Below are 15,992 nucleotides of genomic sequence, written 5' to 3'. Positions count from 1 at the left end.
ACCCCTTAACTGTCCTGTTCAGACTAGCGCTCATTGCTCCTGGGCGCCAGCGCTGCCAATTGCTGGCTGACAAAGTCACCCGTGCTGTTCAGTCGTGCAATGAGTGAATCCGCGGCAGAGAACTGGTTGAACAGGCGCTCCTCCAGTGACTGCAACCGCAGCTCCAGGCGATCCCGTTGGTCCTGGATTTTTTCCAGGTCGTCGTTCAGTCCTTCGGTTCTTGCGGCCAGCGCACCATCGCTGGCCAGGAAATTGGTCACCACATTCACCGTGCGCTCAGCGATGCCCTCTACACCATCTTTCTCCGCAAACAGTGAGGTCATGGCCTCCGGAAACGCCTCAAGTTGTTCCGTAAAACGCGCCTGATCAAATTCCAGTTTGCCGGTACTCGGATCCGTCTTGATACCGACATCCGCCAGCATCCGGATCGGGGACTCTTCCAGCCCCGGGGGAATCTCTGTCAGCATTCGGCGCAAGTCACTCTGAATGTTGCGCACCGTGGAGTCACCCGTAAGAACCGCGCCACGACCAGATTCGGCGTCGAAGCCCGAGACTTTCTTGACCACGTCCTGGAACGCGTTGAACTTGTCCACGAAAGCCTGAACATTGCTGGCAACGGCCTCTGCATCCCGCTGGATCGTGACCGCAGAGGTACCCACTGACTTCAGGTCGAATGTGACACCATCAATCACCCCCTCCACCGAGTTGGTGGGCCGGCTGACCGCGATACCGTTAATCTCGAGTTGCGCATCTTTGGCGGCCACTGTTTCTTCAAGATTACTGGCCGTGCCGTTGAACGCGAACTGGCTGAGGCCACCGGCGTCTGTGTTGTTACCATCGCTGTCGGTTACCGATACCTGCACGGCATTCTCAAGGCCGGATTCCTCAGCCGACAATACCAGGCGGAAACCGGAACCGGTGTCTACCACACCCGCGGAGACCCCGGCATTCGCGTCGTTTATGGATGCCGCCAGGCCTTCCAGGGTGTTGTTACTGCCGTCCACGGTGATGTTCGTGGTAACCCCACCCACATCGAAGGTCAGCGTGCCCGTTCCAACCGTGGTGGTGTCACGATCCGCAAACACGCCGGACGCCAATGATTGAGACTGGGCAAGCTGAGTCACATTCAGACTGTACGAACCGCGGCTGGCACTGAGCGCATCCACCGAAACTCCCGCCACACTCTCGTTGGAGGAGCTGGATGAGAACGCCTTCATGCCCTCGGGGCTGCTGAGCTTTTCCATAGAGGCTCGCATCTCCTCCATGGCACTGCGAATGGCACCATAGGCAGAAATGCGGGTCTCTGTGCGCTGCTGGCGCTGGTCAAGGCGAAGTTCCGTGGGCCGTCGCTCAGCATTGACCAGCTGGTCGAGCAGGTCGGCACTGAAAATGCCGGAACCCGCGCCTAACGATGTGATTGATGCCATGACCGTGCCTCCTGAAAGGCTGAATTAACCAAGTACCTGTTTATCGGCACCGAGCGGCAAAACTTTGCCCTATCAGACCCTGTTTTTGTAACAGGACGTAAACCCCGGGCGCTCAATGCAGAACACCGCCGGCCCTGTCAGGGGGCGGCGGTGCTGAAATGCCATTATTCACGCCAAGCTCAAACCGGCAAGGTTTTACACTTTTGCATTGAATAACGTCAGCGGTTCATCCTGCTGCAAGTTTTCTGCCAACCTCAACGCTACCTCGTCAGGGATCTGTCGCACAACTTCCCGGGTTTCCTGATCCACCACACGCACGATGGTCTGGCCGATGTCGTTGTTCACTTCGAACTGCAGATCCCGCTGGACCGTCTGGACATAATCGTTCAGACGGGAGACCGCTTCATCCAATGCTTCCCGCTGCGCCTCGTTCCGACTCTCAAGCCTTTCCGCTTTCGAGGGATCCTGGACACTGAGGGATTGGATGGGTACTGGCCGACCAGCAGAGGACACGAACGACTGAGCGGAGGCATTGCTGCCTTCGACCTGAGGTGACGCGGACGCCCGAGCCGGAGCTTGCTCACTGGAGCGGACCAGCTTCAGATCCGGGCTAATAAGGTTCACGTCATTCATAGCTCACCCCGCTATCTTCTAACGGCGAGAAGCTACCCCGGGAGTGGGGTAGCTTTGCCGCGTTGTCCCAATTACTGCAGGAGGGACAGAACCTGGTTCGGCCGGGCGTTCGCCTGTGCCAGTACCGAGATACCAGCCTGCTGCAACACGTTCGCCTTGGAGAGCTTGGCGGTTTCTGCCGCGAAGTCTGCATCCACGATCCGGCTGTTGGATGCGCTCAGGTTCTCGATGTTGGTCGCCAGGTTGTTGATGGTGCTTTCAAACCGGTTCTGCACCGCACCCAGATCGGACCGGAACGAGTTTACGGTGTCCAACGCGGTGTCCAGAGTGTCCAGGGCCGCAGAAGCGCCGCTGGCGGTGCTGATATCGAGGGCAGCCACCGACAGACCCGAGGCAGACATGTCCTGATCGAAAGACACGTCAATGGTCTGGCCGGCGTTGGCGCCCACCTGGAAAGAAACCGCGTTACCACTGTTCAGCTGGCCGTCGAGCACACTCTGGCCGTTGAACTGGGTATCTGTAGAGATACGGGTGATCTCGTCCAGACGCTGTGACACTTCGGCTTGAAGCAGAGCACGGTCTTCGTCGGTGTTGGAACCGTTGGCAGCCTGCACGGCCAGCTCGCGGATCCGCTGCAGGTTACCCACGGTCTCATTCAGGCCGCCCTCGGCCGTTTGCACCATGGAGATTGCGTCGTTAGCGTTACGCTGAGCAACGCTCAAGCCACGAATCTGGGTGTCAAAGCGGGTGGAGATCGCCAGGCCAGCGGCGTCGTCTTTGGCCGAGTTGATGCGCAGGCCAGAGGACAGACGCTGAAGTGCCTGGTCAGACAGACCCTGTGAACGGTTCAGCTGGTTTTGTGCGTTCAGTGATGCGACGTTGGTGTTGATGCCGAGAGCCATAATGCTTCTCCTAAAAACGATTTTGTTTCATTTGAAAGAGGTCTGGCTCCCGTCTCGTTTGTTTGGGGTAGCCGCCCTACTGAGTTGCTTAACGGCGCCCTGTCGACATCCTTTAGGAAAAAAGACGGTTTGTTTGTTACGGATTGTAAGGCCTAGGAACCCCCCTGTTCGTAGAGCTCTGGCTCGGGGAATCGAATACCGGTTCGAGACCAGGGGTTGTCTGCCATCGGGCGGGCATCGGACATCACACGCTGAAAATGATCCGGCAGCGCCTCCAGCAGATCCACCACCTGATCCCGCCATAACCGGATGAACTGGTCGCGCCCTTTGCCATCGTGACACGCCAGCCCATGAGAGAGGCCGACATGCACCAGTCGCAGCACGCCACCCTGCAATACCTGATTCATCGCCAGTTGCGCTCCGGTCACCCCTACGCCGCCCGGTTTGGGCTTTATTCTGGTAATTGATGTCTTCAGCTCATTGGCAAGAAGCGCAAGATCCCGGGCCCCACCCAGCTTGGTTTTCTTCACCAGCCTGGCGAGCGCACCGGTTTCCCGGCGGATTTCCGCCACCAGATCCGGTAGCGCTTCGTCCATGGTGTCGCGGCCCAGGTCTGCCTCTATTGACTGAAAACGCTCATCCAGGCTGGGCAAGTCCGCAGCACTGAGGCCCTCAATCCGTTTGACGAAATCCTCCTCCGCGAGCCAGACGGTACCCTCGATCTCGGCACCGTCCGCGCAGTTGAACACCTCCATGGATGACGCCGCGCTTTCCAGGTCCAGCAACAACTGCTCCACGCTGCGTTTGGCGCTGTAATAGTCGCTACGGGTGTAAATCCTGCCGCCCCCCACCCCGGGCACCTCAAAGACGGGGCGCTTCCGCTTTGCCACTTTGGCGCGGAACTGCAAGGCAAAATCGGTGTCCGCCTTATCGCCGTGAATGGAGGTGCTGGCGTGATCCTTATCCTTGCTCTCGAAGCCGTAGTCGGTGCCAAACAGGAACAGCTTGCGGAAGCCCAGGCTGTAGCTGATCGACAAGGCCGCGTTGGTGCAGGTCGGGTTGCACCCGGGGAACCCATCACCGGGAATGCCCAGCAGGGCCGGCACCGCGTTGTCCGATTTGAAGTAGTATCGGGTACGGCCGAACAGCTCGGGCACGTGGGGGTTGATCTCATTCACCGCCAACAGCGGAATATCCTTCAGCGTGTCAGCGCCCAGGTCCGCGTGGATCTCATAGATTGAGTAGCCGGGGTCAAGCTCAACGTGCAGATCCGGCTTTATTCCCGCCATCAGCAGAGGGCGCAGGCCCGTACCCGCACTGACGATCAGAACGCGATCCCGGACCGATTTCAGGCTGTCGATGCGATGGTCAATGGAGGGCCCACTGCCCACCACGACCAGCGGATACTCGCTGGCGGGCAGGTTTTTCTTCTTCAGGTAACAGATGCCCTTGCTTACGTTGAAGGCGGTGTTTCGCAAACGAATCAGCTGATCATCGTAGTTGGACCAGTGGGCCGCAATCGTTGCAACGTCCTTGGACACCTCCATGGCCGCCTCGGCCAGCTCAATGTCCGCCAGGTGATTGTAGTAAGTCGTCATGAAGGGGTAGAACGGCACCGCGCCCTTGAGATGCCGCGCCAGAATGCTCTGGATATTTTCGCTGCCATTGCCAAGACCGATGGCAAAATTGATGGAATGCCCGCGCCGCTTGAACTTCGCGCAGATCGCCGCCCAGTCCACTGTAAACAGGCTGAGAGCGAACTTCTCCGGCTCTCGCTCAACGATGAACGCGCTCACCACCGTGGTTCTCTCCAGCACGGCCTGAATATGAAAGCCCAGACCGCACCCGAGAAAGACAATGGAAGGAAAAAAATTGTTGCCGCGCAGGTACCCTTCAAAGTTCTCGGGGGTAACCGGGCTGGCCTCAAGCAAGTGGCGCACCCTGACTGACGCGAAGCGATCAGCGGGGTATGAAGACGGCCACTCCGGCGCAAAGGTTTTCAGCGGTTTCTCCGGCGGATTCTCCTTGAGAAACTGCAGCGCTTCGTCTTCTGAATATTCCTTCGCCAGCCCCCGGTAACACGACTGACCATCAATCGTCATGTCCAGATCTTTGGCCCCGGGCGTCACCACCAGTTCGGCGCGGGTCAGCATTTGGTTCTCAAGAATCTGATAAATCTTCGGCAAGCTCACTTTGAAGAAGTCCAGGTTCTTTTGTTTGCGCCTCAGATAAACCTGTGCGGCGGTATCCGGGTTGTTGCTCATCTAAACCTCGCCGTGTCTGGCATCGAATTCATTTATCTGTTCAGGGCCGGGGGCCGCGTCGGTACAGCCGGGTCATCATCGAGCCCCAGTAGGCGTGATGCACGTCCGGCAGCGAGCCCTGCACCGCGCGCAACCAGTGATGATCATCCGCGTCCGAGCGATATACAGATTCCCGGTACAGATCCACATGATCGATCAGCACAAAACCACGTTCGGCCAGCAACTGGTCAACCAGCGCCGAGGTAAAGTGCTGAAAGTGGCTGGGATAATGATGTTGCACCCAGCGGTCCCGATAGAGGTTCGCAACCGTTGACGAGGCATCCGGCGTCGCGGTAATAAAGAAAGCGCCCCCCTCAGCCACCAGGTCGGTCAGGTCCGCTACGATACCCCGAAAATCCAGCAGGTGCTCCAGAACCCCCCTGAGCGTTACCAGCTGCATCGACCCGGGCTCACAAGAGGCCACCGTTTTGCGGTAACCCTTCTCTACTAACTGCTCAACAGCCCCGGGTGACAGATCGTCGCCGTATGCGGCACTGGCCGGCACATTGCCGTCGGAAACCAGCGCATCCAGAAAATAGCCGCCAGAGGCGCCATAATCAAATACCGGCGCAGGGAGTGGGTCACCCAGCCGACCCTCCAGCCAGCGAATCTCCTGGCGGTAAGACACCGCACGGGCAAGATTCTTGGCTTCAGACTTCTGATGATTGTTTTCATGGTACCGGCTGTAATGCTGATCGATCTCTTCCGGTGTCGGTGCCGGCACCGAACAGATGTACAGGCAGTCATTGCAGCGCTGGTATCGCCCGGTCCAGGGCTTAAGGTCAGTGCCCCCGCAAAAACGGCATTGCTTCATGGTGCGCTTCCTTCTTGATCAGTTGATAGATAAGCACTTGCCAGAAGGACTCATCTATTTCCGCCTCCAGGCCACGGCATGCCCGCGCCATCTCTGCCCGCTGGCCGCCATTGTCGCAAACGAAATTGATCGTATTCTCCAGTTCAGCAATGCTGCTGCCGGTTGATCGCCGGGAACAACCGGACAACTCCAGAAAGCGGTATGCCGGGGTAAAATCGGAACGGCTCCGAATAACCGTCGGGATGCCGAGCAACGCGATTTCAATAGCACTCAACCCACCCTGACAGACCACCAGATCACACTCAGAAAACACGTAATACGGAAACGGATCAGCGGGATGGTCGTACAGTTTGTGCTCGAGAAAGTGCGAAAGCGTGGGATGACGGCCCGCCTCATTGGCCATCGTCAGGATTCGATGCCCGGATTGGCCCAAGGCCCGCTCAAGAACCGGGGTAAGACCCTCAACATCCGCGCCGCCCATCGAGATGCCGATCGTCAGCGCGCCACTGTTCCGATCATGCGGACCCGCGATGGCTTTCGGGCGATTACAGAGAATGGCAGACAGATCGGTGAGAAAATGACCCGGTACATCCATTCCATTAAGCGCAGGGGCAACCACCAGATCGACCACATCATTGACGTCTGACATATACGACAAGGACGCCACCGCACCTGCCCGCACCTTCAGGCCAAGTTCCTCACGCAACTCCAAGCCATCAACGAACGCAATATCCGCCCGGACCGGGTGCTGGAGAGCAAACGCCTGTTCCAGCTCGGGATTCGCCCAGCCCTCTCTGTTGACGATTTTCAGTTCCACATCGAAGGATGGCGACAGTATGCGCCGCAGAATCAGGCAGCGGGACACATGCCCCCAGCCAACACGGTGGCCGATCTCTGCGATGAGCACCACCTTTGGCCGGTTGATCATTGAAGATGCTCTTTGCAGAGCGGCGTTCGCTTTTCCACGGCTGAATTGAGTGTCTGGCCTACAACGCCCTCAAGCTCTCCAACCGAAAAATCCCGCTCCGGGCGCAAGGGGACAAAATCCTCCGTGCGCAAGACATGCCCGGCAGGAAGGTCCCGGCTGAAGTAAAGACCGCGGCGGGCGCGACGAGCAGTGTATTGCTCGGCATCCGTCGGCTCTGTGCGCACCGTTTCCAGCGCCGGTTTCACGCTGCGAACCATGCGGCAGTATTCCGCCAGTCCGGCGGGCGTGACCGAGTGTTTGGCATCAAGCCCACCGTTGTCCGCTGAAAGCGTAAAATGCTTTTCAAACCATTCCACGCCGAGCGATGCAGCCAGCATGGCTGCACCATAGCCAACCGAGTGATCCGAATAACCAATCGGGCACTGGTAGCGATTCTGCAACCAGGGGATGGAGCCCAGCATTGACTCATCACACCCGTGGGGGTACGCCGCAACGCAGTGCATCAGCACAATATCGGAGGTATGTCTCATCAGCCGTTCAACGGCCTGATCAATCTGTTCCGTCGTGGACATTCCGGTTGAAATGATCACCGTTCGACCGGAACGGCCAACCGCATCCAGCAACTCCATGTAATTGTTGTCGCCACTGGCGACTTTGACGAACGGCGGGTCGGTTTCGATCAGCTCGTCCAGCGAGCGCAGATCAAAGGGAGTTGCTGTCATACACCGATAGCCGGCAAGGCTGGCCGCCCGGTCTGCGGTCTGCCGATACTGCTCATGGGGTATGCGGGAATGACGCCTCAGCCAGCGCACCTCATCGATATCGTAAGTGCCGTATTCATACTGACCGTCCGCATAGATTTCCTCATCACGAATCAGCTGGAACTTCACATAATCGGCTCCCGCCTCAAGCGACGATGCCACACATCGCCACAGCAAGGGCACGGACCCAAAGTGATTCATGGCGGCTTCAGAAATGATCTTCACATTACACCTCCAAAAGCTTCAGAAACCGCCGGATACCCGCTTCCTGCGTCTCCCGCAATTGCTGCCAGCGCGCGGGAGGCTCCACGGAAACAGGAAATGAGTCCAACCGGGACTCAATTTTCCCGAGTGTCGAATCACGATCTTCCACAATGTTGAGATCATACTGACTCATCCCCAGGGCATCGATCAGGCTTTCCGAACGCTCATCGTAGGACAGGTTCAGCGCGGGCCGCCCCAGAGACCAGAGGGGCAGACTGGTATGCACGCGAAAGGAAATAGCCTCGCTGACGCCGTCCAGAATCTGAAAATATTCATAAACGTCGCTTGTGTAGAGAATCTCCCTGCCAAACGACATGGCGTACTCAATATCCCTCTGATCGTTGCACAGCACCATAGCCGGCTTGCCCTGCCTGCGCTCAAGGATTTCGAGGCATTGCTCGGAAAGCGCATGGACACGAATTTTCTGTGACAGGGGTACGTTCATCTGCTCTGGGTTCCGCACCGCCAGCATCGGGTACCGGGTCTCCGCCGATGGACTCGCTTCGAACTCCGCCGCTGCCAGTTCCGAGATGTACACCGAGGGACAGCCGCCCACCTGATGGTCAGAATGTTGCGTCAGGGAGTCAATGTGCCTTCTGGTCGCCTCATCCCGTGAGAGAACGACATCGGCCCGCTCAAGCAGCGCCCGCAGGTCCGCATCGCTGATGGCATCGGTGCGTCGAACGTAGGACAAATCGGGGCCGTAGATGCGCCCGTAGGAGGAAGAGTAAATCAGCATCGGACGGCGCAACGCCTGCAGTGCAGTCCGGTCTATCGAAATCTCGCCGTTTTCAAACAGGTTACCGCCACCCACAATCACACCGTCTGCGGTCTGATTGATGTCGTAGACAATCTGTTTGGTCAGCCCCGCCTTGGAGCCAAAACCTGACGCCGGCACAGTGATAAAATTGATACCGCAACCCGACAGACTGGCCACCATCCGCCGGACCGACTGCTGGATCATGAAATTGCCGATATTGAAGCCCGGACCAAACGGACAGATGTGGTAGATATTAAGTCTCACCAGAGCGCCTCCTGTTATAAGCATAGTTTACACGCTCCACACTTCCGGGGCGGGTTCTCTGAAAATCGGGATCGGTCCAGAGCGCGCGAAAAAATCCGGCATCTGTCGCATCATCAATGGTTAGCCGAACGCCAGGATCAAAGCGAGCCAGATCCAGGTCGCCGGCGGTAACCCCGAACACCGCGCGCGACGGAAGTTGCTGGGTAACCGGTGTTATGTGTTCGAGCTGCTCGGGTGTGGCCTGATCCAGATTGACAGCGTTGATCACGGCCGCCCGAAACATTTCGAGTGACACCCCATAAGGAAAGCTTCGATCAACCAGATTCGTGATGACGTGCACCTGATCATCCATTCCCTGTAACTGCGCCGCCGCAAATTCGATCAGGGGCTGGAGGAGAAGCGGGCTGTCGGCGTTGACACGCCAGAGCCAACACTGGGGGTGGGCAGCCGCAATGGCGGAGAGCCGTTTCAACGGCGCGAAATGATCGGTGACGGCAGCGACGCCCGCCAGCCTGGCCTTTTGGACCAGAGGCTCGTCTACCGCGCGCGACGTCGTTGCGATAATCGGCTCGATGACGCCTGGCACCTGCTCAGCCATCCGCCTCAGTTGAACCAACAGCTCATCAATAACACATTGTCCCCCGAGCAGCGGCTCAAGGACCTTACCGGGGAGTCGCCGGGAATCCAGCCTGGCAAAGATTACCGGAATAATCGATGCGCTCACACTTGCCTGCCCCCAACTCGCCTAACCATGCTCAATCGCTCACTTTTTCGGCCCGGATTCGAGACAATAACATGTTAAAGATACAGGTTTTATGCAAGAGGAAATTGGTAGCCCTCTGTAAACGAAACCGACCAACGAGGCATTCAGACTGAACCGGGCGGGCGGCAAGTCGCTGCCGCCAAACGCCGTCCGCAATGTGGCAGCAAACCGCCAACCTCTTTTGGCGCCATCTTAAAAAAGCCTAAAAATCATCAGGCTGGACCTCCAATACGATATTGGCATGAACTTCGCTTTGTCTCCGGTAAATCGGCAACACAACGAATAATGGCCGGCAGGGGCGCAACGCAACAGGGTCCTCTAACCGGCACTTCTGTCCAGGAGACACACCATGCCTCAGATCATTAATACCAACATCGCGTCACTGAATGCCCAGCGTAACCTGAATGCGTCACAAACCGATGCCAACACGGCTCTACAACGTCTGTCCTCTGGCCTGAGAATCAACTCAGCCAAAGACGACGCTGCCGGCCTGGCCATCTCAGAGCGTTTTCAATCCCAGATCACTGGCCTGAACATGGCGCAGCGTAACGCCAACGACGGCATCTCTCTGGCACAGACCGCAGAAGGCGCGCTGGACGAAATCACCGCCAACCTGCAGCGGATCCGCGAACTGGCGGTGCAGTCCGCCAACGGTTCCAACAGCAACTCCGACCGTGAGGCACTGAATCAGGAAGTGCAGCAGCGGGTGGCCGAGATCAACCGAATTGCCGGCCAGACCTCCTTCAATGGCCTGCGCGTGCTGGACGGCTCCCTGCCAACACAGACCTTCCAGGTGGGCGCCAACACCGGCGAAACCATTCAGGTTAACGGTCTTGACGCCCGCGGCAGCCAGCTCGGCTCCGTCATCGGCGACACGTCCGGCATCTTGAACGCCGACGTCAGCGGCCTGACTGTGGCTGAGCGCTTCGAGAATGGCGAAACCGTCGATTTCACCGTGGACCTGCCGCTGCTGGACGGGTCAGGCACCACCACCCTGAACATTACCGATGCCAGCTCACTGCAGGACATCCTCGGTCAGGTGAACGCACAAACACCCCAGACCGGCATTACCGCCTACCTGAACAAGAACAACGACGAGATCATTTTCTCCTCGGCGTTCGATCAGCCCTTTACGGTCGATGTTACCGTCGCCAGTGGGACGACCTTCTCGGTCGCCACGACAGTGCCGGATGACCTGGTCACCGTGAATAACACGGATGTCTCTACTCAGGCTGGCGCCGACCTGGCCATGATTTCCCTGGACTATGCCATCGAACAGATCAACGGTCTGCGGGCCGAGCTGGGTGCGGTGCAGAACCGTTTCGAGTCCACCATTGCCAACCTGAGCACCACGTCCGAAAACCTCTCGGCTTCCAACAGCCGGATACGGGACGCGGACTTCGCCAAGGAATCGGCGGAGCTGGCCCGGACCCAGGTCCTGCAACAGGCCGGTCTCTCGGTTCTGGCCCAGGCCAATGCCCGACCGCAGCAGGTGCTGCAGTTGCTGCAGGGTTAATAAGAAAGACAGGCTGATGTCGGATTATGCCTCAGGCTAATCCGACCTACTTTCAAGATCGAAGTACTGCCCCGGCAGGTTGTACGAGGTGTCCCATGCAAGCACAGCATCACATTCAGGATTCAGAATCCCCACAGGCGCACGTGGCGCGGCTGGTGTTGCAGGCGAACCTGGCTTATGGCGAGTCCAACAACGGGACAGCCTCGTTTGTTCAGCGTCTCAAGGCGAGACATGAATGCCGCAGCTACCTCGATGAAGCGCTGGCACAGGAGCCGGACCACGCCGCCGCACTGGGGCTGCTCGGGCGGGTAGAACTGGATGATGGCCAGCTTGAGAAAGCCCACACCCTGTTCAACGCCAGTCTGAACCTGCAACCGGGCCAGGCGCAGCAATACGCCAACCTCGGTTACTGGGCGATGAAGAATGAGCGCCCGGCGCTGGCAGAGCAGTATTTCCTGCAAGCCCTGGAATTCGACCGGCAATCGGCCGCCGCGTTCTGCGGCGTAGCCCACGCCAAGCGGCTTCAGGGCCAGTTTGATGTGGCGTATCTGCACTATCGCAAACTGCTGGAGAGCGGTGCCCACTGGGATTCCGTCTACAGCGGCATGGTCACCTGCGCGACGCACCTGGACATTACCAAGGCCGACACCGCCCTGGCACAGGACGCCATCGCCCTGCTGAACAAGAACGGCCTACCCCACCAGGAACTGGGCCGCTTCGTGGCGGCGATCATTCGCCAGCAATATGACCTGGACAACCCGCAGGCGCAGATCTTTCTGGATGCGGCCAGCGAGGACGAACTGCTGATTCTGGCGCTGGAGAAAACCCTGATGCCCGACCCGGCGGTGGAAGAACTGGCCGCGATGCTTCGCCGCGCGGTCATTGCGGAAGTGGCGCACACAGCAGAACTGCGGGAAAGCCTGCAGCCGCTGACCCTGGCGCTGGCCCGCTACGCCGACCGCACCGGCTATGCGCTGAGTGCCGACGAAGACGAAGAGCGCCTGGTCGAGACCCTCAACAACAGCCTCTGCGCCCAGATCGCCATGGGCGAATCCCAGGACGCCATGGCCGCCTCACTGATACTCAGCGCCCTATACGGCGCCCTCTTTCACCAAACGTTCGCCGTTCACCTGGGCCAATGGAATCTGGTGGACTGGCCGCTGGCCATGCAGCCGGTGCTGGCGGCGAGTTACTACGAGCGCGCCACCGAAGAAGCCATCAAACAGAATTTTGACGAAAAAGCCGACGAGCTGTGCCTGGACAAGGCGGACGTCCCCCAGGCCTGGCCGAGCTGGTCACAACTGGCCCATCGCGTCGGGAGCAGCCTGAAAACGCTGATGGCAGAGGAATTACAGCTGCCCACAGACAGCCTTCCGGCCACCCTGCGCATTCTGGTGTGCGGTGCGGAATCCGGCCAGCGGGCGATGGAACTGGCCCACTACCTGGATGATGTGGAAGTGATTGCGGTTGACGAGTCCCTGGCCAACATTGCCAAGGCTACTCGCATGGCGGACGACATGGGCATGGACAACATCGTGTTCTGGCCCTGGTCGATTGCTCAGCGCTTCGTTGCCGATGGGCACAAAGTGCACTGGGTAGAGGTGGGTCGCTTGCCGTCCACCGCCATGACCGACGTATCTCTGGCTGCGCTGGTGAGCTCCGCGACTCAGAGCGGCGCCGTGGTGCATATGCACACCGCCGTTGCCGAGCAAACCGAAGGCGACCGGCAGATTCGCAAACTGATCGACCACCACAAGCTGCAACCCACGCGCACAGCGCTCCGCCAGCTCAGGCGCATGGTGCTGACCAACAAGCACGACAACCATTGGCAAAGCCTGCTCAACGAAGCGGACTTCTACTCCCTCGGCGGCTGCCGCGATCGCTGGTTCCGCCCCCAGGACGTCCACCAGCTGCAAGAGCTGATGGCACTGGTCAGCAACGAAGTGGAGTGGAAACTGGTCAAGGCGCGAGACACCGACGGCCACACCCTGGCGACCGCACCGGTGCAGAAGCAGGTGCAGGCCGAGGCGCTGGGCAGTGAGGTTCAGAGCCTGATGGGCCAGGGGCTGAGCGTGTACTTCGCCAAGCGGCGGTGATTGGGCGTCACATGTAAGGAATCAACGATTCCCCATACAAGTGCAGATCCTCCAGGATCTGCATTTTCTCGGGCACCAACGTCGGGTCCGCCGCCAGCCGCTGCAGCTCCTTCCCATACGCCTCCAGCGACCACCACCCCTTCTTGGGCTGCATCAAACGCTGGCTGCGAAACGTCTCCCAGCGTTCCATTTCCTCACCAATCAGGCTCCCCGGGTAATTGCGGGCACGGTAGCGAAACAGCAATTCCTGCAATCGCTCATCTTCAAAGCGAACATCCAGTTCACCCAGAGTCTCCACCGGCTGCTGAATCACCCAGTTGAGCTTTTCCCGATCGGTTTTGCTGATAAAGCCTCCGGCGTAGAGCTGCTCGTCCGGATCGCTCAGGTCACTGCCCTCGAATTCCCGGTCAAACGCCTCGGCAATCCGCGCGGGCAGGTCTGTGGCCTTGCGCAACAACGCGAGATTGGCCCGCAGCTGATCACCATCCAGCGCCAGCTCTCCCAGCCGCTCCGGTGACAAGGTAGACAACATGTTCGCCGGTGCCAGCACCGGGCACTTGTTCAATTGCACACCCTTCAGGGGAAACCGGCTGACGCCCTCCCCCAGTTCCGCCTGGGAAGTGAACACCCGCTGACGAATCTCGTCAACACTGGCGTGGATCAGCGCGCTGGGGTCTTCCCGCAGATCGTAAACGATCATCAGGTTCTTGTTGGTCGGGTGCTCGGCCACCGGAGCCACCAATGCACAGCAGCCTCTGGATGCCGGGTACTTGGCCGACACATGGAACACCGGCTTCAGGGTAGCGGTATCCAGCATGGCGCGGGCGGAGTGCTTGTCCTTGTTGTTCAACACGAAATCGAACAGCTTGGGCTGCTTTTCCTTGATCAGCCTGGCCACGGCAATGGTGGCTTCCACATCCGACATGGCATCGTGGGCGGCCTCGTGGGCAATGCCGTTGGCAACGGTCAGTTCCTCAAGGCGAAAGCTTGGGCTGCCATCTTCCTTGCGGGGCCACTCGATCCCCTCCGGGCGCAATGCGTAGGTCAGCCGCACCATATCAATAATGTCCCAGCGGGAATTGCCGTTCTGCCATTCCCGGGCGTAGGGATCGCGGAGATTGCGGTACAGGGTGTGGCGGCTTACTTCGTCATCGAACCGCAGGCTGTTGTAGCCCACCACGCAGGTACCGGGCTGGCTGAACGCCTCATTGATCTGGGCAATAAACTCCGCCTCCGGGAAGCCGTCCTGAAGGGCTTTCTGAGGCGTGATACCGGTAATCAGGCAGGCTTCCGGAGAGGGCAGGTAATCGTCCGCAGGTTTGCAGTAAATCACCAGCGGGTCTTCGATGATGTTCAGATCCGCATCGGTCCGCACGCCGGCAAACTGCGAGGGCCGGTCATGAACCGGGTCCACGCCGAAGGTTTCATAATCGTGCCAGTAAAAAGAGCGGATCACCGGGAAGACTCCTGCGTCAGGTTATAAACCAAACGCAGTGTAGTGGAATACGCCCATCAAAACATCCCGTTACCACGGTCGATGTAATTGGTCTGCTCCCGCGGAATACCGTTCTGAAACACCGTTTCGGCATTCAGTGTCATGCTGGTGGGCAGGTTAAGAAACACCCCTTTCGCGGCCTCTATCACGTTGCCGCCCTCCGGGCTCTGCCAGCTCACACCCTCGCGCTGAAACGAGAGAAAGAAGTCGTTGGTGAATTTGGCGGGCGCGCCCTCAACGTCCGGGGCATCGCCAATGTCCAGGGTACGCAGGTAGCTCAGCGGTGCACAGTTGCCTCCACCGCTCACGCTGCAATCGGTGGCCTCACCGGCGATCCCGAAATGACTGGCGCGGAAGTTGGTCGCATTGCTGTTGGCATCAAACAGCGTGGCCGGGGTGATGCTGCCGTCCGCCTGCTCTATCTGAAGGCCGATGTTGCCGCTGAAGGATTCCGTGTCTGACGAGAACGTGCCGCGGGCCTCGCGGAAGCCCATGCGGAAGCCGGCCAGTTGGTTGTCCACCTCCGCCAGCTCAATGTAAGGCTTCAGCCCCACAAATGGCACTGTGTCGCCAGCGCTGTAGGTCTGGCCGTCAATGCGCTGCACGCCGTCTTCGCGGGCAATGTGGCCCAACGCCACGTCTGCTGCCAGGAAATCGGCGCCACCGTCTATGCTGCCCAGCGTCATGCTGTCGGCATTCACACGGGTTTCCGCATCCATGGTGAGTGACATGCGGGTGAACTGATGCACGCCGTCCGTCAGGTTTTCGATGGCCATGAAGCCCTGCCCCTGCACTTCGCTCATCTCCTGTTCGGAAATGGGTTCCAGCTCAGCCTGGGCAACGGGCGCAATACCCAGGCAAGCCAGTGCAAGAACAGCGTGTCCGTACGCGTTCTTTGTCATCGTTTTGCGTCTCTGAATCGTGTTTCGGCCTTAATTGTAATGTTATGTAGTCGATTGGCCATGGAAGCACTATAGCCCAGGCGTTGAGTAAGCGCCAATAAATCCGCACCTGTGGCTGGCAACTGAATTTCGCCACACTGATTCCTGCTTTCAAATGAAGGAGG

The 15,992-nt window shown here is 58.8% G+C and carries 13 protein-coding genes; 2 read left to right on the top strand and 11 right to left on the bottom strand.

The features are described from left to right. Window positions 1-23: 23 nt before the first annotated feature. From fliD to MLC70_RS11260, 9 genes are all read right to left on the bottom strand, one after another. Entirely contained in the window at window positions 24-1,427 is a 1,404-nt protein-coding gene (fliD, locus tag MLC70_RS11300) for a flagellar filament capping protein FliD (RefSeq protein ID WP_248183850.1), read from the bottom strand. Between the two features lie 195 nt (window positions 1,428-1,622). Beyond that, on the bottom strand, window positions 1,623-2,060 hold the full coding sequence (locus tag MLC70_RS11295; protein ID WP_248183849.1) for a flagellar protein FlaG: 438 nt from the start codon (window positions 2,058-2,060) through the stop codon (window positions 1,623-1,625). A gap of 71 nt (window positions 2,061-2,131) precedes the next feature. Next, window positions 2,132-2,962 carry a flagellin domain-containing protein gene (locus tag MLC70_RS11290; protein ID WP_248183847.1) on the bottom strand — a complete coding sequence of 277 codons (831 nt, stop codon included), beginning with the start codon at window positions 2,960-2,962 and terminating at the stop codon, window positions 2,132-2,134. A 152-nt stretch (window positions 2,963-3,114) separates the two neighbouring features. After that, window positions 3,115-5,226 carry a motility associated factor glycosyltransferase family protein gene (locus tag MLC70_RS11285; protein ID WP_248183845.1) on the bottom strand — a complete coding sequence of 704 codons (2,112 nt, stop codon included), beginning with the start codon at window positions 5,224-5,226 and terminating at the stop codon, window positions 3,115-3,117. 40 nt (window positions 5,227-5,266) lie between these two features. Further along, window positions 5,267-6,079, bottom strand: a complete 813-nt coding sequence (locus MLC70_RS11280; protein ID WP_248183843.1) for a methyltransferase domain-containing protein — start codon at window positions 6,077-6,079, stop codon at window positions 5,267-5,269. Further along, the gene (locus MLC70_RS11275; RefSeq protein WP_248183841.1) at window positions 6,048-7,007 is read right to left on the bottom strand and encodes a glycosyltransferase family protein; all 960 of its coding nucleotides are present in this window, start codon (window positions 7,005-7,007) and stop codon (window positions 6,048-6,050) included. The genes MLC70_RS11280 and MLC70_RS11275 overlap by 32 nt, the downstream gene beginning before the upstream one ends. Continuing rightward, the gene (locus MLC70_RS11270) at window positions 7,004-7,993 is read right to left on the bottom strand and encodes an N-acetylneuraminate synthase family protein (RefSeq protein ID WP_248183840.1); all 990 of its coding nucleotides are present in this window, start codon (window positions 7,991-7,993) and stop codon (window positions 7,004-7,006) included. Before MLC70_RS11270 ends, MLC70_RS11275 begins: the two co-directional genes overlap by 4 nt. A 1-nt stretch (window position 7,994) precedes the next feature. After that, window positions 7,995-9,056 (bottom strand): hypothetical protein, encoded by a 1,062-nt coding sequence (locus tag MLC70_RS11265; RefSeq protein WP_248183839.1) that lies wholly within the window; start codon window positions 9,054-9,056, stop codon window positions 7,995-7,997. Beyond that, window positions 9,046-9,780: a cytidylyltransferase domain-containing protein gene (locus MLC70_RS11260; RefSeq protein ID WP_248183838.1), complete on the bottom strand. Its 735-nt coding sequence runs from the start codon at window positions 9,778-9,780 to the stop codon at window positions 9,046-9,048. Before MLC70_RS11260 ends, MLC70_RS11265 begins: the two co-directional genes overlap by 11 nt. A gap of 388 nt (window positions 9,781-10,168) precedes the next feature. Here MLC70_RS11260 and MLC70_RS11255 point away from each other — a divergent pair, with 388 nt between their 5' ends. Together MLC70_RS11255 and MLC70_RS11250 are read left to right on the top strand one after the other, a co-directional pair. Continuing rightward, a complete protein-coding gene (locus MLC70_RS11255) occupies window positions 10,169-11,335 on the top strand; it encodes a flagellin (RefSeq protein ID WP_248183837.1) in 1,167 nt (388 codons plus the stop codon). Window positions 11,336-11,430: 95 nt separating this feature from the next. Continuing rightward, entirely contained in the window at window positions 11,431-13,431 is a 2,001-nt protein-coding gene (locus tag MLC70_RS11250) for a tetratricopeptide repeat protein (RefSeq protein ID WP_248183836.1), read from the top strand. Between the two features lie 7 nt (window positions 13,432-13,438). Here MLC70_RS11250 and sbcB read toward each other — a convergent pair whose 3' ends face one another. Next, entirely contained in the window at window positions 13,439-14,887 is a 1,449-nt protein-coding gene (sbcB, locus tag MLC70_RS11245) for an exodeoxyribonuclease I (RefSeq protein WP_248183835.1), read from the bottom strand. Window positions 14,888-14,943: 56 nt separating this feature from the next. Next, window positions 14,944-15,828, bottom strand: a complete 885-nt coding sequence (locus MLC70_RS11240) for a hypothetical protein (protein WP_248183834.1) — start codon at window positions 15,826-15,828, stop codon at window positions 14,944-14,946. Window positions 15,829-15,992: the final 164 nt, after the last annotated feature.

Origin of the sequence: Marinobacter goseongensis (genome assembly GCF_023156235.1) — a bacterium.
GTDB classification, from domain to species: domain Bacteria; phylum Pseudomonadota; class Gammaproteobacteria; order Pseudomonadales; family Oleiphilaceae; genus Marinobacter; species Marinobacter goseongensis.
The sequence above is the reverse complement of the archived record's forward strand: the minus strand, read 5'-3'. Positions and strand labels throughout refer to the sequence as shown.

Bases quoted from the DNA above. Each gene is read 5' to 3' on its own strand.
- MLC70_RS11275 (WP_248183841.1), bottom strand. From the start codon at position 7,007: ATGATCAACCGGCCAAAGGTGGTGCTCATCGCAGAGATCGGCCACCGT.
- MLC70_RS11285 (WP_248183845.1), bottom strand. From the start codon at position 5,226: ATGAGCAACAACCCGGATACCGCCGCACAGGTTTATCTGAGGCGCAAA.
- MLC70_RS11255 (WP_248183837.1), top strand. From the start codon at position 10,169: ATGCCTCAGATCATTAATACCAACATCGCGTCACTGAATGCCCAGCGT.
- MLC70_RS11280 (WP_248183843.1), bottom strand. From the start codon at position 6,079: ATGAAGCAATGCCGTTTTTGCGGGGGCACTGACCTTAAGCCCTGGACC.
- fliD (WP_248183850.1), bottom strand. From the start codon at position 1,427: ATGGCATCAATCACATCGTTAGGCGCGGGTTCCGGCATTTTCAGTGCC.
- MLC70_RS11250 (WP_248183836.1), top strand. From the start codon at position 11,431: ATGCAAGCACAGCATCACATTCAGGATTCAGAATCCCCACAGGCGCAC.
- MLC70_RS11295 (WP_248183849.1), bottom strand. From the start codon at position 2,060: ATGAATGACGTGAACCTTATTAGCCCGGATCTGAAGCTGGTCCGCTCC.
- MLC70_RS11290 (WP_248183847.1), bottom strand. From the start codon at position 2,962: ATGGCTCTCGGCATCAACACCAACGTCGCATCACTGAACGCACAAAAC.
- MLC70_RS11240 (WP_248183834.1), bottom strand. From the start codon at position 15,828: ATGACAAAGAACGCGTACGGACACGCTGTTCTTGCACTGGCTTGCCTG.